Annotated in this window: 11 protein-coding genes; 8 read left to right on the top strand and 3 right to left on the bottom strand. The window is 71.5% G+C overall.

Annotated elements, in window-relative coordinates; translation table 11 throughout:
* Window positions 1–88 precede the first annotated feature (88 nt).
* A complete protein-coding gene (locus NMN56_RS29145) occupies window positions 89–1351 on the bottom strand; it encodes a nucleotide sugar dehydrogenase (protein WP_274040272.1) in 1263 nt (420 codons plus the stop codon).
* A 234-nt stretch (window positions 1352–1585) separates the two neighbouring features.
* Between NMN56_RS29145 and NMN56_RS29150 the strand changes: the two genes are divergently transcribed.
* The 6 genes from NMN56_RS29150 to NMN56_RS29175 all read left to right on the top strand — a co-directional run bounded on the left by NMN56_RS29150 (window position 1586) and on the right by NMN56_RS29175 (window position 15115).
* Window positions 1586–3292: a glycerol-3-phosphate dehydrogenase/oxidase gene (locus tag NMN56_RS29150; RefSeq protein WP_274040271.1), complete on the top strand. Its 1707-nt coding sequence runs from the start codon at window positions 1586–1588 to the stop codon at window positions 3290–3292.
* A gap of 185 nt (window positions 3293–3477) precedes the next feature.
* Window positions 3478–5793, top strand: coding sequence for a serine/threonine-protein kinase (locus NMN56_RS29155; RefSeq protein WP_274040270.1), 2316 nt, complete (start codon window positions 3478–3480; stop codon window positions 5791–5793).
* A gap of 136 nt (window positions 5794–5929) precedes the next feature.
* Window positions 5930–9445, top strand: coding sequence for a protein kinase family protein (locus tag NMN56_RS29160; protein WP_430542735.1), 3516 nt, complete (start codon window positions 5930–5932; stop codon window positions 9443–9445).
* A gap of 171 nt (window positions 9446–9616) precedes the next feature.
* A complete protein-coding gene (locus NMN56_RS29165; protein WP_274040268.1) occupies window positions 9617–11284 on the top strand; it encodes a serine/threonine-protein kinase in 1668 nt (555 codons plus the stop codon).
* 177 nt (window positions 11285–11461) lie between these two features.
* The gene (locus NMN56_RS29170; RefSeq protein ID WP_274040267.1) at window positions 11462–13093 is read left to right on the top strand and encodes a succinic semialdehyde dehydrogenase; all 1632 of its coding nucleotides are present in this window, start codon (window positions 11462–11464) and stop codon (window positions 13091–13093) included.
* Between the two features lie 126 nt (window positions 13094–13219).
* Window positions 13220–15115 (top strand): GMC oxidoreductase, encoded by a 1896-nt coding sequence (locus NMN56_RS29175; protein WP_274040266.1) that lies wholly within the window; start codon window positions 13220–13222, stop codon window positions 15113–15115.
* 57 nt (window positions 15116–15172) lie between these two features.
* On the opposite strand, the gene NMN56_RS29180 is transcribed toward NMN56_RS29175, so the two are convergent.
* Window positions 15173–16348, bottom strand: a complete 1176-nt coding sequence (locus tag NMN56_RS29180; protein ID WP_274040265.1) for an LAETG motif-containing sortase-dependent surface protein — start codon at window positions 16346–16348, stop codon at window positions 15173–15175.
* A gap of 1025 nt (window positions 16349–17373) precedes the next feature.
* Window positions 17374–17820, bottom strand: a complete 447-nt coding sequence (locus tag NMN56_RS29185) for a chorismate mutase (RefSeq protein WP_274040264.1) — start codon at window positions 17818–17820, stop codon at window positions 17374–17376.
* Window positions 17821–18119: 299 nt separating this feature from the next.
* Between NMN56_RS29185 and guaA the strand changes: the two genes are divergently transcribed.
* The gene (gene guaA / locus NMN56_RS29190; RefSeq protein WP_274040263.1) at window positions 18120–19703 is read left to right on the top strand and encodes a glutamine-hydrolyzing GMP synthase; all 1584 of its coding nucleotides are present in this window, start codon (window positions 18120–18122) and stop codon (window positions 19701–19703) included.
* Window positions 19704–20316: 613 nt separating this feature from the next.
* Window positions 20317–21468, top strand: a complete 1152-nt coding sequence (locus tag NMN56_RS29195; RefSeq protein WP_274040262.1) for a hypothetical protein — start codon at window positions 20317–20319, stop codon at window positions 21466–21468.
* Window positions 21469–21571: the final 103 nt, after the last annotated feature.

Consider the following 21571-nt stretch of genomic DNA (forward strand, 5'->3'; position numbering starts at 1 on the left):
ACGGGGAAAGGGGCGAAGCCCCATATAGAGCACGGGGGCAGAGGGCGAAGCCCTACGACTAACGGAAGCGGGGCCGACGGGGGCCAGCTCACAACCGGTGCGCGGCACCGGTTGGGCTGGCGCCGCGCGTGTCCAGCAACAGCTGCGCCTTCGCAGCAAGCCCCTGCAAATCGTAAGTCCGATGATTCTGCAGCAGCAGAGTGAGATCCGCAGCGGCGGCGGCCTCGTACAGCGAGTCCGCGCGGGGCACAGGGTGCCCCGCGACCCGCCACTGCGGCACATACGGATCGTGGTAACTGAGCTGCGCCCCCAGCTCCTTGAGCCGAGTGGCCACCTCCCGCGCGGGAGCGCCCTCCTGACTGGGCAGGTCCGGCTTGTACGTGACCCCGAGAAGCAGCACGCGCGCACCCCGCGCTGACTTGCCGTGCTCGTTGAGCAGCGCGGCGGCCCGCTGCGAAACGTAGCGCGGCATACGTGCGTTGACTTCCTGCGCGAGTTCGACCATGCGTAGCGGATAGCCGAGCGAACGGCTGTGGTACGGAAGGTAGTTGGGGTCGACGGGCACGCCGGGGCCGCCGACTCCGGGCCCGGGCCGGAAGGACTGGAAGCCGAACGGCTTCGTCTCCGCGCAGCGTACGACGTCCCACAGGTCGATGCCGAGGTCGTGGCAGAAGACGGCCATCTCGTTCATGAGGGCGATGTTGATCTGCCGGTAGTTGGTCTCCAGCAGCTTGGCCGTCTCGGCCTCGCGGGGGCCGCGCGCGCGGACGACCTTGTCGGTGAGGCGCCCGTAGAAGGCGGCGGCTGCCTCGGTGCAGGCGGGTGTGAGGCCGCCGATGACCTTCGGGGTGTTGGTGTAGTCGTGGCGCCGGTTGCCCGGGTCGAGGCGCGTGGGGGAGCAGGCGAGGTGGAAGTCGCGGCCTGCGCGCAGCCCTGAGCCCTCTTCCAGCGCCGCGCGTACGACGTCTTCGGTACTGCCCGGGTAGACGCTGGATTCGAGGATGACGATGGTGCGCGGGCGCAGGTGCGCTGCCAGGGTGCGGGCCGCGGTGAGGACGGGGGCGAGGTCGAGCGCGCGGTCGGCGCCGAGCGCCGTGGGGGTGCAGATGACGGCCGTACGGACACGGCCGAGTACGGCGGGGTCGGAGAAGGCGCGGAACCCTCTGGCGAGCATCCGGCGCACTTCGGCCGCCGTGAGGGGCGCGTCACCCGGAGGGCGCCCCGCCGCGATCTCGGCGATGGTGGAGGCGTCGGGGTCGTACCCGATGGTGCCGATTCCGCTCGCGGTGGCGGCCTGGGCGAGCGGCAGCCCCGAATGGGCGAGTCCGAGAACGGCGAGGTCTGCGGGCATGACAGCGGTCTTTCCTTCCCCTGTCGTCCCGGGTCCTGTCCGGGACGAACTGCGAGTGGTGGGCGCCGCAAATTAGGTTAAGGGCCTATATGACAGATATGTCGGATTGGCCGCGAAGCCGTGCCCGCGACCGGCCAAAGTCGTGGGAATGGGGGACCATCGGGAGGGAACCAGAGGGCAGCGTCCACGGCCGTTCATGAGCGGGAACCGACACGAGCACCACGGGAGGCAGCAGTGAGGACAGCGGCACTGGGACCGGATCAGCGTGCGGAATCGCTGGCGAAGATGGCGGACGGCGAACTCGACGTGCTGGTCGTCGGGGGCGGAGTGGTCGGTGCCGGAACGGCGCTGGACGCCGTCACGCGCGGGCTGTCCACCGGGATCATCGAGGCGCGCGACTGGGCCTCGGGCACCTCCAGCCGGTCCAGCAAGCTGATCCACGGTGGGCTGCGCTATCTGGAGATGCTGGACTTCGCCCTCGTCAGGGAGGCGCTCAAGGAGCGCGGTCTGCTTCTGGAGCGGCTCGCACCGCATCTGGTGAAGCCGGTTCCGTTTCTGTACCCGCTCAAGCACAAGGGCTGGGAGCGGCTGTACGCGGGCACGGGCGTCGCCATGTACGACGCCATGTCCCTCTCCTCGGGCCATGGACGCGGACTGCCCACGCACCGCCACCTCACGCGACGTCACGCTCTCCGGGTCTCTCCCGCTTTGAAGAAGGACGCGCTCGTGGGCGCGCTCCAGTACTACGACGCGCAGGTGGACGACGCGCGGTACGTCGCGACGCTGGTGCGTACGGCTGCCGAGTACGGGGCGCTGGCGGCCAACCGGGCCCGGGTCGTGGGCTTTCTGCGCGAGGGTGAGCGGGTCGTGGGCGCGCGGATCCAGGACCTTGAGCAGGGCGGCGAGTTCGAGGTGCGCGCGCGGCAGGTGGTCAACGCGACCGGTGTGTGGACGGACGACACCCAGGGGCTGATCGCGGAGCGCGGGCAGTTCCATGTGCGCGCTTCCAAGGGCATCCACCTCGTCGTGCCCAAGGACCGCATCAACTCCACCACGGGGCTCATCCTCCGCACGGAGAAGAGTGTCCTGTTCGTCATCCCGTGGGGGCGGCACTGGATCATCGGCACCACGGACACCGACTGGGACCTGGACAAGGCGCACCCGGCGGCTTCCAGCGCCGATATCGACTATCTACTGGATCACCTCAACTCCGTGCTGTCCGTGCCCCTCACACGCGACGACGTGCAGGGTGTGTACGCGGGACTGCGCCCACTGCTCGCGGGCGAATCCGATGCGACGAGCAAGTTGTCGCGCGAGCACACGGTCGCGCATCCGGTGCCGGGGCTGGTGGTGATCGCCGGTGGCAAGTACACGACGTACAGGGTGATGGCCAAGGACGCGGTGGACGAGGCCGTGCACGGCCTGGACCACAGGGTCGCCGAGTGCGTCACCGAAGAGGTGCGGCTGGCGGGCGCCGAGGGGTACTTCGCGCTGTGGAACGGCCGCGCGAGGATCGCTGAGCGCTACGGGTTGCACGTCGCGCGCGTCGAGCATCTGCTCAACCGCTACGGTGCGATGGCCGACGAGGTGCTCGACCTGATCGCAGCCGACTCCAAGCTGGGCGAACCGCTGCCCGCCGCTGACGACTACTTGAAGGCCGAGGTCGTCTACGCCTGCACCCATGAGGGTGCGCGCCACCTGGACGATGTGCTGACGCGGCGTACGAGGATCTCCATCGAGACCTTCGACCGGGGCACGTTGAGCGCGCGGGAGTGCGCCGAACTGATGGCACCGGTGCTGGGCTGGGACGCCGACCAGATCGACAGGGAGGTCTCGCACTACGAGAAGCGGGTGGAGGCCGAGCGCGAGTCGCAGCTTCAGCCCGATGACCAGACGGCGGACGCGGCGCGGCTCGGCGCGGAGGACATCGTCCCGTTGTGAGGGGCGAAAGTCCCCCGATGGACTGGTCGTTACGGTAAGTGCTGTTGGCTGTGTGACCCCGGGTGAGAAGTGGTGGGGCTGTGGTGTAACTGTGCCGCCCCCGTACGCGTCTTGTCAGGGCGATGGTTCACAATGAAGGCTCTGCCGGGGGCGGTCTCTCACGCAGAGGGGACACAAGGGGTTTCATGAGCGAGGACGCGGGACGGCTGGTAGGCGGTCGCTATCGGCTCGGGGAGGTCCTCGGGCGCGGTGGCATGGGGACCGTCTGGCGCGGACAGGACGAGATCCTGGGCCGCACGGTCGCGGTGAAGGAGCTTCGGTTCCCGTCGAGTGTCGACGAGGAGGAGAAGCAGCGGCTCATCACCCGCACCCTGCGTGAGGCCAAGGCGATCGCCCGTATCCGCAGCGGCAGTGCCGTCACGGTCTTCGACGTCGTGAACGAGGACAGCAGGCCGTGGATCGTCATGGAGCTGGTCGAGGGCCACTCCCTCGCCGACAAGATCAAGGAAGACGGCCCGCTGGAGCCGCAGCGCGCGGCCGAAGTCGGCCTCGCCATCCTCGACGTGCTGCGCGCCGCGCACCGCGAGGGCATCCTGCACCGCGACGTGAAGCCGTCCAACGTCCTGTTGGAGGACGTGACGGGCCGTGTGGTCCTCACCGACTTCGGTATCGCGAAGGTCGAGGGCGACCCGTCGGTCACCTCGACGGGCATGCTGGTCGGCGCCCCCTCCTACATCTCGCCCGAACGGGCGCGCGGCAAGCCTCCGGGTCCGCCGGCCGACCTGTGGTCGCTGGGCGGACTGCTGTTCGCCGCCGTCGAGGGACGCCCGCCGTACGACAAGGGCTCGGCGATCTCCACCCTGACGGCCGTGATGACGGAACCCGTTCCCGTCTCCGAGCGGGCCGGTGAGCTGAGCGAGGTCATCGCGGGGCTGCTCGTCAAGGACCCCGAAAAGCGCCTCGACGTGGACGGCGCACGTGTGCTGCTTGAGCCCCTGGCCTACGGCTTCCGGGGCGGGAAGAGCCCCAAGGGGGCCGAGAACGGCTCCCAGTCCACGCGTACGGCCACGCTGCCGCCGGCCCCGGAACCGGTGTCCCCGGCGTCCGGGAGCCCGTCAGGCGGCTCCTCAGGCGGTTCGGGCGGGCGCCGCAAGAAGCGTCCGGAGAGCGGAAGTTCGGCTGACCGGCTGCGCGGGGCGCTGAAGTCCGTACGGAACGCGGCGGGCGCAGCCGGCGCGGGGGCTGCGGGCAGCGGCTCCGGCACGGGCAACGGCTCCGGCACCGGGGACCGGAACGGCAACGGGACAGGCGACAGGAACGGCAACGGCAACCGTGCGGGATCCGGTACGGGCAGGACCGGAAGGGGTAGCTCCTCCGGCGGTGCGCACGCCGGCGGCAGGCGCGACGGCGCCAGGAGCGGCGCTTCCGCCTCTTCCGCAGCCTCGGCGCCACCCGTCGTGCCGCCGGTGCCCTCCAGCCCGCCCTCGGCCACGCCTTCGTTCCGGAAGGGCCCCGAAGGGCAGCCGCAGCGCGCCGGCGCCACAGGCCCCGGCACCTCGACACCTGGCGGAACCGGCACTTCCGGCACCGGCGCCGCCGGCGCCCGGACGGGCGCCGGAGGCAGGCACGGCTCGGGTGAACAGCCGGTCGGCACGGGTGGCAGCGGCAGCAGAGCGCTGCCGCCCGAGAGCGGCGGCAGCGACGCGATCACCTCGCTGCGCGACCTGCGGGAGCTGCCCGAGCTGCGGAAGGGGATTCCGCGCCGGGTGCTCGCCATAGGGATTGCCGCCGTTCTCGCCCTCGTCGTCGTGATCGCGCTGATCGCCGCCGTGGCCAATGGCGATGACAAGGAAGGCGGTTCGGGCAAGGGCTCCTCCTCCGGCGAGGGCGCTGCCGACGGGGCCGGCAGCGGCAAGGGCGACAAGGGCGGCCAGGAGGACAAGAGCGGTCAGGACGGCGGCTCCGGTTCCGGTGACCAGAAGGACGGCGAGAAGCCCGACAAGCAGGACGAGGCGGCGAAGAAGCCGGAGAAGCCCGCTCTGCCCGGCGGTTACGCCAAGGTCACCGACGGCAGGTTCCACTTCTCCATGGCGCTGCCCGGCGGCTGGAAGCGCACCGGGATCGCGGGGCAGAACTCCGGCGGCAAGTACTCGGCGCCCGGCGGCGGTTATCCTAGGATCCAGATCGACTTCAACAGCAGCCCGCTGGACGACGCCGCCGGTGCCTGGCGCGGATCGGAGCCGAACGTCAGGGGGAGCAGCCCCGGCTACAAGGGGCTGGGCATCAAGACGGTCGGCTGGCGCGGCTATCCGACGGTCGCCGACTGGGAGTTCACCCGGAACGGCGACGGCGGCAAGGAGCGCGTCCTCAACCGCGGCTTCAAGGTGGACAACAAGCGCGGCTACGCGATCATGATCACCTGCAAGGCCGGTGGCTGGCAGGACAAGGCGTGCAAGACGCTGCGGCAGACGGCGTTCAAGACCTTCAAGCCGACCGGATGAGGGCGGTTCCGGACCGCGTCTTCGGGGGAAGGGCCTAGAGGCCCACGTGCCGGCCGTACGGACCGAGTGCCCAGTAGGACCACGCCGGGCGGTTTTGGCACGTATCGTGAAAGACCGCAGACCGTAAGCATCCGCAATGAGGCGGAGTAGGAACGGAAACCGACGGTCTCGCGCGCTGTGGGGAGGCGTCGTGGAGGACTACGCGGGATACGCGGGGCGGCTGCTCGCCGATCGCTATCGCCTGCCGCGCCCTCCTTCCGAGGAGTACGAACTCGCCGAGACCACCGCATGGGACACCGCCAGCGGTCAGGAAGTACTCGTACGCCAGGTGCCGTTGCCCGAGGTGGTCGAGGCCGAGGTCGTCGGGGACGACCACCGCCAGGGTGACGTCGGCGCCGGCGGGGTGCGCGGCTCTCTCGGGCGGGCCACGCGCAGGCCGGCCGACCCCGTGGTGCGCCGCGCGGTCGACGCCGCGCTCGCCGCCTCCCATGTGCCCGACCACCCGCGGCTCGACCAGGTCTTCGACGTGTTCGTCGAGGGCGACGGGCTGTGGATCGTCAGCGAACTCGTGCCCGCGAGGCCACTTGCGGCGCTACTGGCCGAACGACCACTTGGTGCGCACCGCGCGGCCGAGATAGGGGCCGATCTACTGGCTGCCCTGCGGATCGTGCACGCGCACGGCTGGGCACACCGGAACGTCACCGCCCGCACCGTCCTCATCTGTGAGGACGGGCGGGCGCTGCTTACGGGGCTCGCGGTGGGTGCCGCCGAGGAAGCTCTGTGCGGCTACGACCCGTTGCCCGAGCCGGGGAGTGCCCAGCCGCAGCCCTTGGGCGGCGTCCGTGCCCCGGGTGCGCCGGGGCCGGGCCCCCACGGCGATCTGGGACCCGACGAGGGCCAGGCTCCTGGCTACGGCGCCGATCCGCGTGCTACCGGCGCCGATTCCGGCTCCGGTTCCGGTGCGGATCGGGGACCAGGAAGCGGCCGGGCCGGATCGGGCGAGCCGGGCGCGGCGTTCGCGGCCAGGCGGGAGGCGCGGGGCGGCCCCGTCGCGCAGGGGCCGGGCGCGCATGGCCCGTACACGCAGGTGCAGCAGACGCAAGTGCCGCGTGGGCCGGCGACGTTCACCGGGCAGCCGCTGCCGGAGGGTTTCGACCCGCGCCACGACGGGCCGCGTGAGGTCCACCCGTCCGACGAGGGCCCCCGTGAGGACGGTTCGCGCGCGGACGGCGCCGGCTGGGGCGGACCTCCCGTACGCGGGGTGCCGGGGCGCCGTCCGGCGGGAGGCGACGCGCGCAGCCGGGGCATCTTCGGGTTCGAGGGCGTGGACCCGGACGAGGGCGAGAACGAGCGAGGCCGACCGGGTCAGGGGCCGGGTGCGGGACCTGGGCCAGGACCGCACAGCCTTCCTTCGCAGGGCCGGGGCGGCAGGCCGGGGCCCGGCGGTCCGCAGGCGCCCGTGGCGCACGGTTACGGAACGACGGGTGCGCCGGGCGTGACCGGGCGGATCGGAGGGGCGGGAGCGGCCGGGGGCGCCGAAGGGGCCTCAGGGGACGCCTCAGCGCGTGCCGCGCGGCGCGGCGCCATCGCGGCGTACCGCGCGGGCACCCAGCGTGCCGCCGCCGAGTCCCGTGACAGCGAGCGCCGTTCCGCCGACGAGGGCACGAACGGCCCCGCGGCCGACTGGTGGGCAACGGCTCCGGGCGGCGACCAGGGGCAGCACGGCGCTGACGGGCGCGGCCCGGGGCGCGCGCTCGATGACGACGTGCGCTGGCTGCCCTCGGACGAGGACGAGGTACTGCCCGACGCGGTGGACGGCGGCGTGCGGGGAATCGGGCGCGACGAGGTGTACGGGCCAGGAGCCGCGGGACCGTACGGGCAGCTTCCGGCAGGAAGCGCGCCGGGGCCCACGGCGCTGCCCGGCGCCCGGGGCAGCAACCGCCGCAGCATTCCCGCCGCTTGGAGCACAGGGGCGGCAGCTGACGACCGGGCGCCGGAGAACCGGCCGCCCGGCAACGATCAGCCGACCGGAAGCGACCGGCCGGCCGGGGACGGGCGAGGGTCGGGCGACGCGGGTCTCCGGATCTTCGAAGCGCCCGCCGAGGACCCGCAGGAGCGTGCACACCCCTGGGACGAGCCGTACGACTCCTACGAGCCGTACGAGGCAGCAGAGGGTTATGACGCCCCTGACGAACCCGGTGACGGCGCCGGGCAGTGGGCCGGGCACGCCGGGCACGGGGCGACAGGCGGACACGAGCGGCCCTGGGGCGGCGAGGCGTACGAGGGCCGCTACAGGGGCCCCACGACGGCGCTGGCGGCCGAGCGCGCGCGGCACACCCGTATGACGGTCGTGGGACCTGTCACCGAGCGGTGGGCGCCCGAGCAGGCGGGACCCGTCTACGAGAACTGGCGGCTGGCACCCCCCGTGGGGCCGGCGGCCGACCTGTGGGCGCTGGGCGCCCTGCTCTTCCGTTCCGTACAGGGGCACGCGCCGTATCCGGAGGACAGCGCGGCCGAGCTGGTGCAGATGGTGTGCGCCGAGCCGCCCGCCTTCGCCGAGGACTGCGGTCCGCTGCGGCCCGTCGTCGAGTCGCTGATGCGCCAGGACCCCACGGAGCGGCCCGACTTCGAGGAGCTGCGCGGGTGGCTCCGCTCGCTCATAAGGTCGGCACCGGAGCCGGAGGTGGGGCTGCGTACCGTGACGGCGCCGCCCTCGCTGGAGCCGGGTGAGCCCGCCGACCCGCGCAGGCTGCCGATCGTGCGGCGGCGCGGCGAACTGGTGCGCAGCCGCAGGCGCAGGCGGCAGAAGCGCCCGGCCGTCCCTGAGCGCCCGCAGTACGGGAGCGCTGCCGAGCACGAGCCGCACCATGAGCCCGCCGGGCCGCACAAGCGGGCACGCGCGGGCAGCCCGCGCCGACTGGGCCGGCTGGTGGTGGGTCTCGTCCTGCTCGGGATGGCCGCAGCCGTGATGTACGCGATGTGGTTCATGCCCAAGCAGGGCGAGGGCCAGGGAGCGCAGAAGGGCTCCGTCGTGGTGCCCGACGAGCCGGGCGCTTCCGGTGAAGGGCGGGACGGCGAGGGCCGGGAGGACAAGGGGTCGCGGGACGAGGCCGAGGACCCCGGGGGCGAGGGCAAGGGCAAGGGTGACGGCACGTCCTCGTCCGGCACCGGACCGCGGGAGAGCAAGCCGGCGGAGGCGCCCAAGGGGTACAAGACCAGCAGGGACCCGGAGGGCTTCCAGGTCGCCGTCCCCGAGGCGTGGGACCGCCGCTCGGCCAACGGGCGCGGCCAGGTGCGCTACAACGGCGGCGAGGTCGAGATGGTCGTCGTCAAGGGCCGCGACAGTACGAAGAAGTACGGCAAGGACCCGATGACGTACCAGAGCGAGGACGAGCCGGAGCTGGCCGCCTACCGAGCCTCCGACTGGGCGGGCACGGGCGGTCTGCGGCGTATCGACGTGGGGGACACGGCGATGGCCGAGGGCACGTTCAAGTGGAAGGACGGCGGGCGCCAGGTGTACGCGCGCAACCGCGCGCTGATCCTCGACGGGCGCTACCACGTGCTCCTCGTCGTCGGTTCCGAGGCACGCAAGTCCGAGGTCGACCAGCACTTCGAATCCGTCGCGGACACCTACAGGGTGACGCGCGGCTGAAGCGGCCGGAGATGCCGGCCTTATGGGTCGCTTCTCCCTTGACGGAAGTGTCCGCAGGTAAGCGTCATTTCGGCTCCGTGGCGGCCATCTACGTGTGGCTACGGGCCCGTTGGTGTCACAGGAGCGTGAACGTGCTGGCAACGGGACCGCTTCAGAGGGTAATGCTGGGGCATGACGAACCAGGGGGACAGGTCGGGCGAGCCGACCAGCTACGGGTTGCAGCCGCCCGGCGTGCCGCAGCAGGGCCGGGCGCAGGGCGTGCCGGCCGGCTACGAGCCCACACAGGCAGCCGTACAGCCAGATGTCGCGCAGGGGCCCGCTGCCGCTGAGGGCGAACCGGGCGTGGAACGCCTCGTCGGGGGCCGTTACCGCCTCATGTCCCGCCTGGGACACGGCGGTATGGGCACCGTGTGGCGCGCGCACGACGAGGTGGTGGACCGCGATGTCGCCGTGAAGGAGCCCCGGTTGCCCGGCCACCTGGTCGAGCGGGAGCGGCAGACGATGTACGAGAGGATGCGCCGCGAGGCCCGTACGGCCGCGCGCATCGAGCACCCGTCCGTCGTCACCATCCATGACGTCGTCATCGAGAACGGACAGCCCTGGATCGTGATGGAGCTGGTCCAGGGGCGTTCGCTCGCCGATGTGCTCCAGGAGGGCACCGTCGACGTGCGCGAGGCGGCCCGTATCGGCCTCGCGGTCGCGGGCGCGCTCGACGCCGCGCACGGGAAGGGCGTGCTGCACCGCGATGTGAAGCCGGACAACGTGCTGCTCGGACGGTACGACCGCGTGGTGCTCAGTGACTTCGGGATCGCGCAGGTGCAGGGCGAGCAGGGGCTGACGGAGACGGGGGCCTTTGTGGGCTCGCCCGAGTTCGTCGCGCCGGAACGCGTGCTGGGGCAGCGCCCCGGGCCCGAGTCGGACCTGTGGTCGCTCGGTGTGGTCCTGTACGCGGCGACGGAGGGTGTCTCGCCCTTTCGCCGCTCCAACTCGCCCGCCACGCTCCAGGCGGTGCTCTCGGCCGAGCCGCAGCGGCCCACGCGCGCGCTCAGTTCCTCCGGCGCTTTCGGCATGCTGCTCACTCGGCTGCTGAACAAGGAACCAGGGCTGCGCCCCGACGCGCAGGAGGTCAGGCAGACGCTCATGGACGTGGCGCGTCCGCCTCAGCAGCAGCTCAAGGCGGTGCGCGACCCGGCAGCCGACAACGCCGTACGGCGCATGGCGCGCGGCTACGGGGCGCGGATGCGCACCAGCCGCGCATGGCAGTTCGGCACCGGGGGTGCGGTGGTGGCGCTGGCCGCAGCGGTGACGCTGCTCCTCGTGCTGACGGGCGAGCGACTGCCGGACGGCTGGAAGACGCGCGACGAGAGCAAGCGCGTCGGGGCGACGCTCGCCGTGCCGGGCGATTTCGAACGCAGCGCCAAGCAGAACGAGGTCACCTTCACCGACCCCGGCGACGACTTCACGATCCAGCTGACGCGCTCGGCCGAGAACATCAAGGGCAACTCCCTTGAGGAGGCCAACTCCTGGAAGGACTACTACGAGGACGGCGCGGAGGTCCAGTACAGCGACACCATGGGCAGGGTGAGGTCCGCCGTGGAGGACGAGGTCGTGCACCAGGGCAAGAAGGCGGCCATCGTCAGGACGACCTACAAGGAAGTCCCCGACGGCGCATCGGGACCACAGGGGCCCTATCTGCGCCGGCACGAGCTGGTCTACGTCAACCCCGACGACGAGCGCTGGCGGCTGGTGGTCGACATGCCCGCCAGGGGCGGTGACCGCAAGGAAGGGGAGCGGATCTTCGAAGAGGCCGTCAAGACCCTCAAGATCAAGGAACTGTGACGGGTCGGGTGCCGGGGGCAGGGGGCCTTGGGCCGCGGCCTGGAGCCCCGGGGTTCGCGCCCTGGGGCCGGGGGCTCCGCCGGTGATTGCTGTCTGCCAGTGATTACTGGCGGATTCAGTGAAAAGCGGTTACCGCTGGGTATACGAGTCGGCGCCGGGAGTCGTACTCTCGAACGCATGACGGAGACGCAGGAGAGCACCAGCCTCACCCCCGGCACCTCGGACCGCGGGAACCCGGTCGCTCCGGTGCCCGCCGGAGCGCGCACGGCGGCGGACGTGGTCACCCCGTCCCTCGTCGCCGACCTCACCCGGGGCGTCACGGGCAGCGGAACGACCCGTAGTCACACGCCCTTCACCGGCGAGGTACTGGCCGAACTGCCCGAGTCCACACCGGAGGACGTCGCCGCGGCCTTCGGCGCCGCGCGCGCGGCGCAGCGCTCCTGGGCCGCGACGCCCGTACGGCAGCGCGCCGCCGTCCTGCTGCGCTTCCACGACCTGGTGCTCAAGCGCCAGTCCGAGGTACTGGACCTGATCCAGCTGGAGACGGGCAAGGCACGGCTGCACGCGCACGAGGAGGTCCAGGCGGTCGCGGTCGCCGCGCGGCACTACGGGCGCAAGGCGGCCTCGTATCTGCGTCCCAGGCGGCACACGGGCGCGATACCGACCCTCACCAAGGTCACCGAACTGCGCCATCCGCGCGGTGTGGTGGGGCAGATCGCGCCCTGGAACTACCCGTTCGAGCTGTCCGTCGGCGACGCGCTGCCCGCCTTCGCCGCCGGGAACGCCGTCGTGATGAAGCCCGACACCGAGACCGCGCTGACCGCGCTGTGGGCGCGCAGGCTGCTCATCGAGGCGGGCCTCCCGGAGGGCGTGTGGCAGGTCGTCATAGGTGAAGGCCCCGTTGTGGGCCCCGAGGTCGCCGACCGCGGCGACTATGTGTCGTTCACCGGCTCAACCCGTACGGGGCGCGAGGTCGCACAGCGCGCTGCGGCCCGTCTCGTGGGCTGCTCGCTGGAGCTGGGCGGCAAGAACGCGATGCTCGTACTGGAGGACGCCGACCTCGACAAGGCGGCGGCAGGTGCCGTGCGCGGCGCCTTCTCGTCGGCCGGCCAGCTGTGCATCTCCATAGAGCGGCTCTACGTCCACGAGTCCGTCGCCGACGCCTTCCTGGAGCGCTTCCTCGCCCGTACGCGCGCGATGCGCCTGGGTACGGCGCTCGCCTACGGCGCCGACATGGGCTCGCTCGTCTCGCAGCGGCAGCTCGACACCGTCACCCGGCACGTCGAGGAGGCGGCGGAGAAGGGCGCCAAGGTGCTCGCGGGCGGCAGGGCACGCCCCGACATAGGCCCGCTCTTCTACGAGCCGACCGTGCTGGAGGGCGTCGAGTCACCGATGGCCGTGTGCGGCGAGGAGACCTTCGGGCCCGTCGTCTCCCTGTACCGCTTCTCGGACGTGGACGAGGCGGTCGAGCTGGCCAACGCGTCCCCGTACGGCCTCAATTCCAGCGTGTGGAGCACCAGTGGTGCCAGGGCCCGTGAGATCGCCTCGCGGCTGCGTACCGGGACCGTCAACGTCAACGAGGGCTATGCGGCGGCCTACGGCAGCGCGCAGGCGCCCATGGGCGGCATGGGCGACTCGGGCCTGGGACGGCGGCACGGGTCCGAGGGCATCCTGAAGTACACCGAGCCGCAGACCGTCGCGCATCAGCGCGTGCTGCCGATGGCGCCGTCCCTCGGGATGGACGACGAGAAGTACGCGGCCTTCATGTCCCGTTCGCTCAAGGCGCTGAAGACGCTGCGCTTCCGCTGATCCGCCGCACCCTCTCCGCCCGCTCTCCCTGAGCGCCCTGTCCGCCCACCCCCGTCCCCCGCGCACCCCCGGCCCCACCCCACGCCAGCACCGTCCGTACCGTTCAGCGTCGAACCGGAGGCCCCCGTGTCCCAGACCAGCCCTGCCCGGAAACGGACGGATTCCGGCTCGGACGAGCCGTATGACTATGACGTGCTGGTGGTCGGTTCGGGGTTCGGTGGTGCGGTCTCGGCGCTGCGGCTGACCGAGAAGGGCTACCGGGTCGGTGTGCTGGAGGCGGGCCGGCGCTTCTCGCGGGAGGAGTTGCCCCGCAACTCCTGGGATCTGAAGAACTTCCTGTGGGCGCCCGCGCTGGGCCTGTACGGCATCCAGCGCATCCATCTGCTGGCGAATGTCATGATCCTGGCGGGTGCGGGGGTGGGTGGCGGCTCGCTGAACTACGCCAACACGCTCTATGTGCCGCCCAGGCCGTTCTTCGAGGACCGCCAGTGGGGCCACATCACCGACTGGCAGGCAGAGCTGGCCCCGTTCTACGACCAGGCGCGGCGCATGCTGGGGGTGCGGCTCAATCCGACGACGACGCCCTCGGACGTGCATCTGAAGGCCGCCGCCGAGCGTATGGGGTGCGGTGAGAGTTTCCATCTCGCGCCGGTGGGTGTCTTCTTCGGTGACGGTCAGGACGGGGACGGGCGGCGGGTGCGGCCGGGCGGCACCGTTGCCGACCCGTACTTCGGTGGCGTGGGTCCGGCGCGTACGGCCTGTGTGGAGTGCGGTGAGTGCATGACGGGCTGCCGCAGAGGCGCCAAGAACACGCTCAACGAGAACTACCTGTACCTGGCCGAACAGGCCGGTGCCGTCATCCACCCCATGACCACGGTCGTCGGCATCCGCGAGCGGGCCCCGCAACCCGGGGCCGGACCCGGCCCCGGTGCGGGAGCCGAGGGTGCGGGGGCCGGGTACGAGGTGGCGACCGTCAGGACGGACGGGCCGCGCCGGTACCGCAGGGAGAAGCCGCGTGTCCTGCGTGCGCGTCATGTGGTGCTCGCGGCGGGAACGTACGGCACCCAGACCCTTCTGCACCGTGTACGCGACGCGGGCACCCTGCCCCGGCTGTCCGCGCGGCTGGGCGAGCTGACCCGTACCAACTCCGAAGCACTGGTGGGCGCGCAGACCGTTCCCGGGCGCTACCGCAAGAAGTGGGGCAAGGACGCCGAGCTGGACTTCACCAAGGGTGTGGCCATCACCTCGTCCGTGCACCCGAACGCGACCACGCACATCGAGCCGGTCCGTTACGGCAAGGGCTCGAACTCGATGAGCGCGCTCACCACGCTCCAGGTTCCCCAGGGCACCGGGCTCCCGGACTGGTTGGCGCACCTCGTCAACTGCGTTCGCCATCCCGGCCTCTTCGCGCGTTCCCTGTCGGCACGCAAGTGGTCGGAACGGGTCATCATCGGTCTGGTCATGCAGACGCACGACAACTCCCTGACGACCTACCGCAAGGACAAGGGCCTGGGCAAGGGCCTGCTCACGGCCCGCCAGGGCCACGGAGCGCCCAACCCCGTGCACATACCCGAGGGCGCCGAGGCCGCCGGCATCCTCGCCGAGGAGATCAACGGTTTCGCGGGCACCAATGTGGGCGAACTGATGGGCACCCCGCTCACGGCGCACTTCCTGGGCGGCTGCCCCATCGGCGACACGGCGGACTCCGGCGTCATCGACCCCTACCACCGCCTGTGGGGCCACCCCGGCATCTCCGTCGTGGACGGCTCAGCCGTCTCCGCCAACCTCGGCGTGAACCCCTCCCTCACCATCACCGCACAGGCCGAACGCGCCATGTCCCTGTGGCCCAACAAGAACGAGACCGACCCCCGCCCCCCACAGAACACCCCGTACCAACGGCTGGAACCCGTCCCCCCGCGCCAACCCGCCGTCCCCGAGGACGCGTTCGGTGCCCTGCGGCTGCCGCTGCTGCCGGTGCCGTCCGTACCGCCCGCGTCCACGGAGGACGAAGGCGTCCAGTAAGGCGACCAGCAAGGCGGCCATCAGCCGAGCGCGGCGCTCCCGCCAGGCCGGACCGCGCTACACCCGCGCGCCGTCCGTCCTGCGGCGGCGCACCGCGAACACCGCGCCGGCGCCGAGGGCCACGGCGGCGGCGCCCGCCAGCGCGAAGAGCGGCAGTACGTCGGAGGAGCCGGTCTCGGCGAGGCGGCCCGTCGGGGAGAACTTCCTGTCGCCCATGGGCTTCACGCGCAACGGCTTCTTGGCGACGCCCTGTGGTGCGTGGTTCCGCGGCGCGGCGCTCGGTATGCGGCCCGGTCGCGCGCTCGCCTTCAGAACGTCGAACTCGTAGTAGCCACCCGTCGACAAGTAGCACGCACCGTTCTCGTCGACGTACGCGCCGAGGCTGAGCGCGAAACCGAGCCCGTCCGGCGCCTCCTTGGCGACATCGAGGCGCAGGTCGAGGGAGACCGTCTCGTGCGGGCGCACATCGGTGAAGCCGACGTAGCCCGCGTCCTCGTCGTGGTCGTCGGTGGAGATCGGCTCCCAGTCACCGGTGGCCGGGTCCTTGAACTGGAGCGTGAGATGGCGGCCGGTGTGCTCCAGGTCCTCGCCGTGCACGGTCCCGGCGAAGAGGCCGAAGTCGACGCGCTTGTAGGCGCGGTCGGAGCTGTTGACCACCTCGTAGGTGAACGCGTGGTATCCGCTGCCCGCAACGACCTTGGAGGGCAGCCCGTTGAGCGTGGTGCTCAGCTCGGGGTCCTCGGCGATCTCGTCGTCGGCGCACTCGTCCGCGTTCTCTGCGCCCTCTGCGTCGCCGGTGCCTTCTGTGCCGCCCGTGCCTTCTGTGTCGTCCGCGTGCTCTGTCTCCTCCGTGGGTCCCGTGCCGTCCTGCGGCTCGGAGGGCTCCCCGGTCTTCTCCCCGGCTCCGCTCTCCTGCGAGGGCCCCTCCGCCGCCTCGCCGGGCTGTTCGCCGGTGCCCGCGTCCGGGCGCCCGGACGCGGGCTCGTCCGGCTTCTCACCCGGCGCCGTACCGGGTCCGCCCGGCGTGGGGGCCGGGCCGGACGGCGCGGTGCTGGGAACCGGCGCCTCCGGTGGTCCCCCGGTCGCGGACGGCTTGCCCGCTGCCACGCTCACCGTGTCGGCATGTGCGGCATGTGCGGCATGTGCGGCGTAGGCGGCGGGCGCCGCGAGCAGAGCTGCGGGGGCGAGAACCGCCGTCGTGGCGACGGTGGCGTATACGCGGCAGAGCTTCATGAAGCCCTCTCTGGGTCTTGGTCGTACGAGGGCCGTAGCGGTGGGGGGCCTGGTCATCCGTGGAGTCGTCCGGGGGCCGGTGCTGTGGCCGTGCGCTTTGCGATCATCGAGACCCGCGGGGAAAGGGAAGGGTTGTAGGAGACCCGAAAACCCGTTTTCCGGGACGGAGTTGCCACGTCCTGGGCACGGTCGCCCACGCGCCTTCGTGTGAACACAGCGATTCGTGTGAACACAGCGAAGGGCCCCGGGATGCCGGCCGGGTGGGTGGCGGCAGCCGCGGGGCCCTTGGCGGTCAGCACAGGCGTCAGGGCAGCGCCCGTGCTGAAGGGCGGCGCCGGGGGGTAGCGCCGCTGGATTGGTTCGACCAATGGCAGAAGGCTGCCGGGACTGACAGGGGTCTGCCGGGACGTACCAATTGCCGTGAGTGGTAAGGGGTTTTCCCTCTCTGCATCGTGGTGGATGCGCCTCATGCTGCGCAACCGTTTCGACGGAGTCGGTGCAGACGTCTCAGCACTCGGTCGGAAGCCGTCGGCACAAGGGCCCTGAGCGGGCGATCCGAGGGCCTGAACGGGCGGCAGGGGGAGGCGAACCGGCGGGCCGGAGAGGTGACCTGGCGGGCCGGAGAGATGAACCGGCGGGCCTGGGATGAGCGGGGTGGGGTTCCGCGGAGCGGCCGGTCCTGAGCGTCCCCGGGACCGGCCGCTGTCGTGACCGGGCTGCTGTCCCCTGCCGTCCGGTCACAGCACCGGAGCGAGGTCCCACGACGCCGCCGACTTCCCCTCACGGGGAGAGCGGGCGTCTCATCGCTCCGATGACGCCGCCCCCTTCGCCGCCGGGCGCCCGGCAGTCGTCAGGGACACCCCGTCCAACGAAGCCCGTCCTGGCCGGTCACGCGCCGTACGGGTGAGGAGGCCCCGCCCCCGGCGCCTCCTGCCCTCTGCTGCCCTCTGCCGGGCGTCTGCCGCCCTCCGACAGCGTCTCCGCTGCCCCCTTGCCCTGCCGCCCATGCCCTACTTGCCCCTGCCCTACTGCCCCCTGCACAGGCCCAGGAGCGTCATGGCCAGGTCGCGGCCCGGGCGTCCCAGCTCGGTGCTGTAGTGGTCGAGGATCTCCATCTCGCGGGAGAGGTGCACGCGCCTGCCGCCGGACTCGATACGGATGCGCTGGATGTTCTCGGAGAGCTCCAGCCGCTCGCGTACGAGCCAGATGATGCGCGCGTCGAGCTGGTCGATGCGGACGCGTTCACCCGCGATCAGCGCCTCGGCGTCCTGGGGTGCGGCTGCCCCGTTCTCGTCGTTGCCTGTGCCCGGGGCACCGTCCGTATCGCCCTTGGCGGCGCCGTCCGTATCGCCACGGGAAGCGCGGTCCTGGACGGTACGCGCGCCGGCCGTGCCCGCTGCTGCGGCGTGGGTTCCGGCGCCGGTCCTGGTGGCGGTGCCGTTGCCGGCGCTGGTGGCTGCGGTGGTGTTCATGTCGGCTGCTCCTTGGGTCGCGGAGCCCACGAACCGTGGCGGCCCAGGAGCGAACATACCGGCGCCCCGGGCCATCGGCCCGGGGCGCCTGGATAAGTCGCGTGTCAGTGGTTCACACAGGACGACCATGGCAGCCGGTCGGGCCGGTGCCATAGGTAAACCAGAAGGTCGTGTGCGAGAACATGCGGGCCAGTATGCCCCCGCTCGCAGCGGGGGCCAAGTCCGGCCCCGTCCGGTGGCGCTCCCGGCACCGTTATCATCGGGAGTACACCCCCGCTTCACCGCCGAAAGGCAGCTTCGTGGCTCCCACACCGTCCGAGACCGTCCCGGACACCGTCCTCGTCGTCGACTTCGGCGCGCAGTATGCCCAGCTCATCGCGCGCCGTGTGCGCGAGGCCAGGGTCTACAGCGAGATCGTTCCCTCGACCATGCCCGCCTCCGAGATGCTCGCCAAGAACCCCAAGGCGATCATCCTGTCCGGTGGCCCCGCCTCCGTGTACTCGGAGGGCGCCCCCTCCATCGACCGCGACATCTTCGAGGCCGGCGTCCCGGTCCTGGGCATCTGCTACGGCTTCCAGCTCATGGCGGTGACACTCGGCGGCACGGTCGACAACACCGGCAGCCGGGAGTACGGGCGTACGGACCTCACCGTCTCCAAGGTGTCCTCCACCCTCTTCGAGGGCACGCCGGCCGAACAGCAGGTGTGGATGTCCCACGGCGACGCCTGTTCGGCGGCTCCCGAGGGCTTCACGGTCACCGCCTCCAGCTCCATGGTCCCGGTCGCCGCCTTCGAGAACGACGAGCGGAAGCTGTACGGCGTCCAGCACCACCCCGAGGTGATGCACACCACGTTCGGGCAGCAGGAGCTGGAGCACTTCCTCTACAGGGGTGCGGGGCTGGCCCCCTCCTGGACGACCGCGAGCATCGTCGACGAGCAGGTCGAGGCCGTACGCGAACAGGTCGGCGGCAAGCGCGCCATCTGCGGGCTCTCGGGCGGTGTGGACTCGGCCGTGGCGGCTGCGCTGGTGCAGAAGGCGATCGGCACGCAGCTCACCTGCGTGTACGTCGACCATGGACTGATGCGCAAGGGCGAGACCGAGCAGGTCGAGAAGGACTTCGTCGCGGCGACGGGCGTTCAGCTCAAGGTCGTGGACGCCTCCGAGCGCTTCCTGGCCGCGCTGGCCGGGGTCTCCGACCCCGAGCAGAAGCGGAAGATCATCGGCCGGGAGTTCATCCGGGTCTTCGAAGCGGCGCAGGCCGAGATCGTCGCCGAGGCACCCAGCGACGAGCCCGTCGCCTTCCTGGTGCAGGGCACCCTCTACCCGGACGTGGTCGAGTCGGGCGGCGGCACGGGTACCGCCAACATCAAGTCGCACCACAACGTGGGCGGCCTTCCCGAGGACATCGAGTTCCAACTCGTCGAGCCGCTGCGCAAGCTGTTCAAGGACGAGGTCCGGATGGTCGGCCAGGAGCTGGGCCTCCCCGACGAGATCGTCCAGCGGCAGCCGTTCCCCGGCCCAGGACTCGGCATCCGTATCGTCGGCGCTGTCACCCGCGAGCGGCTCGACCTGCTGCGCGAGGCCGACGCCATCGCCCGCGAGGAACTGACGGCCGCCGGTCTCGACCGCGACATCTGGCAGTGCCCCGTCGTGCTGCTCGCCGATGTGCGCAGCGTGGGTGTCCAGGGCGACGCGCGCACGTACGGGCACCCGGTGGTGCTGCGGCCCGTCTCGTCCGAGGACGCGATGACCGCCGACTGGTCGCGGCTTCCGTACGACGTGCTGGCCCGTATCTCGACGCGGATCACCAACGAGGTCGCGGAGATCAACCGCGTCACGCTGGACGTCACCAGCAAGCCCCCGGGCACCATCGAGTGGGAGTGACCCCGCTCGCTGAGACCCACTCCCACTGAGTGTCCACCGAGTACCGAGTACCGTGCGCCGCCTGTCCCCGCTGGGGGAAAGGCGGCGCACGTGTGTGCGAGCCGGGATACGGTGCCCCGGTGGCTGAGGAGTCTGAAGTTTTGGGCGGCGTGTGATCACGTTCTCCAACCGGGGCTGTCCGCTCGCGCTCGTCTCGCTGAAGGTCACATGGACGTCGTCCCCGCGCGGGAACGGGGCCATCCAGTTGTGCGCGAGGCCCCCGGCCTCCTCGTCGGTGGCTGTCGGGTGCTCCCAGCTGTGTGCACCGCCATAGACCGCGGCCTGGCATACATCGCCTATGTACTCCGCGAAGATCCGTGCCACGTACGGGCTGAGGCCCACAGGGAAGTCGGCTTTCATCTCCCGGCCCTCGCCCAGGACGAGCGCGGTGGCGTGAACGACGCGTGCTGCGAGCCGTGTGCGGCGGGTGGTGTGACGTAAGCGGTGGAGGAGAGGCACCGGGCGAGAGTAGCGAGGTGTGGGGCCGGCGGGGGAGGACTGGACAGAACGAGGGGCTTGCGGTTGGGGTGTGGGGGGCTTGTGTTGCTGGGTTGGCGTGGAGGGGGAGTGCTTCGTGGGGGCGCGGGTGGGGGAGTGGAGGCACCGGCATCGGAAGGCGTTGCTGGTCACCGGGCTGGTGGTGGTCGTACTCGCGCTGGTTGCCGTGCTCGTACGGGAGCCCGTGAAGGACGAGTGGCTGGCGCGGCGGGCCTGCGACGGGCAACTCCCGCGCGGCGAGCTGGACACGGTGCGTACGGATCTGCGGCTGGAGGGCGAGAAGGCGTTCCACAGCCGGGACCTGGGGCAGTACCGGTGCCTCCTGGAGAACACCGACGGCAAGGTGGTCGTCTCGGTGAACGCCTATACGCGCCCCGCCGACCAGCGCCAGGAGCTGTCCCGGATCGGTAAGGAGTACCAGCCGCAGAAGGTGCTTCCCGGAGGACTGCCCGGGTTCGCGAGTGACAACGGCGACATCCACCTGATGCCGAAGTGCCCGCGCCTGGGCAAGGACTTCGACGGGCAGCCCCGGCGCATGCTGGCCACTACATGGGTGCCGTTCGCCTCCCGTAGCGACCAGGAAGCCGCGCTGCTCAGGATGGCCGTCACGATGGCCAACGACGCCTCGGACAAGCTCGGTTGCGGTGCGAAGCCCCTTCCCGCGCCCAAGAAGGACGCCGTGGCCACCGAGGGCAAGGAGATCCCGCGTTCCCGCGCGCAAGGCACCGCCTGTGGTGCGCTGGCTGACACCAGCCTCCTGGGGAAGGCGCGGGACGCGAAGGTACGCGTCGCCGTCTCCGACGAGGCGCCCGTGGGCCGCTGCACGCTGTCCGTCGTGGGCGGGGCGGACAAGGCGGGCGGGGATGAACAGCGGGTCGTGGAGCTGACGAGCTGGTACGGCGACTGGGCAGGCGGTACGGGGGAGATGGGCTCGGGCGACAGGTCCTACTTCCTGCGTGCGGACGGCAGCCGCGCGCCCTTGTCCGGCGCCTCCGACGCCTGGGCGACCGCGCGGTGCGACGGGGAGAACGCGGGCTTCGCGGCGCACTGGGGATACGCGCACGGGGACGGATACAAGGTCTTGGACGGCAGGCTGCCCAAGACCAAGAGCGCGCGCGCCGAGCTGCTGCGCGAACTGGTCGCGCGGTTCGCGAAGGACCAGGTGAAGCGGAAGGGATGTGCCGGGCTGAAGGTGCCGGGGGAGAGGGACTCCGAGCTGCGCCGCTAGGGCCCTGGGCCGCCTCGCCGAGTACGGGGGCCGGCAGGCAACGCCCCGGCTCCCGCAGGGGTGTTCCGGCTTCCGCAGGCAACGTCCCGGCTCCCGCTGGGGG

It is taken from the genome of Streptomyces iconiensis, from assembly GCF_028657195.3.
GTDB classification, from domain to species: Bacteria; Actinomycetota; Actinomycetes; order Streptomycetales; family Streptomycetaceae; genus Streptomyces; species Streptomyces iconiensis.

What these genes read in the sequence shown, in the direction of transcription:
- NMN56_RS29145 (WP_274040272.1), bottom strand. Translation starts at nt 1,351, where the DNA reads ATGCCCGCAGACCTCGCCGTTCTCGGACTCGCCCATTCGGGGCTGCCG.
- NMN56_RS29155 (WP_274040270.1), top strand. Translation starts at nt 3,478, where the DNA reads ATGAGCGAGGACGCGGGACGGCTGGTAGGCGGTCGCTATCGGCTCGGG.
- NMN56_RS29160 (WP_430542735.1), top strand. Translation starts at nt 5,930, where the DNA reads ATGAGGCGGAGTAGGAACGGAAACCGACGGTCTCGCGCGCTGTGGGGA.
- NMN56_RS29165 (WP_274040268.1), top strand. Translation starts at nt 9,617, where the DNA reads ATGACGAACCAGGGGGACAGGTCGGGCGAGCCGACCAGCTACGGGTTG.
- NMN56_RS29170 (WP_274040267.1), top strand. Translation starts at nt 11,462, where the DNA reads ATGACGGAGACGCAGGAGAGCACCAGCCTCACCCCCGGCACCTCGGAC.
- NMN56_RS29180 (WP_274040265.1), bottom strand. Translation starts at nt 16,348, where the DNA reads ATGAAGCTCTGCCGCGTATACGCCACCGTCGCCACGACGGCGGTTCTC.
- NMN56_RS29185 (WP_274040264.1), bottom strand. Translation starts at nt 17,820, where the DNA reads ATGAACACCACCGCAGCCACCAGCGCCGGCAACGGCACCGCCACCAGG.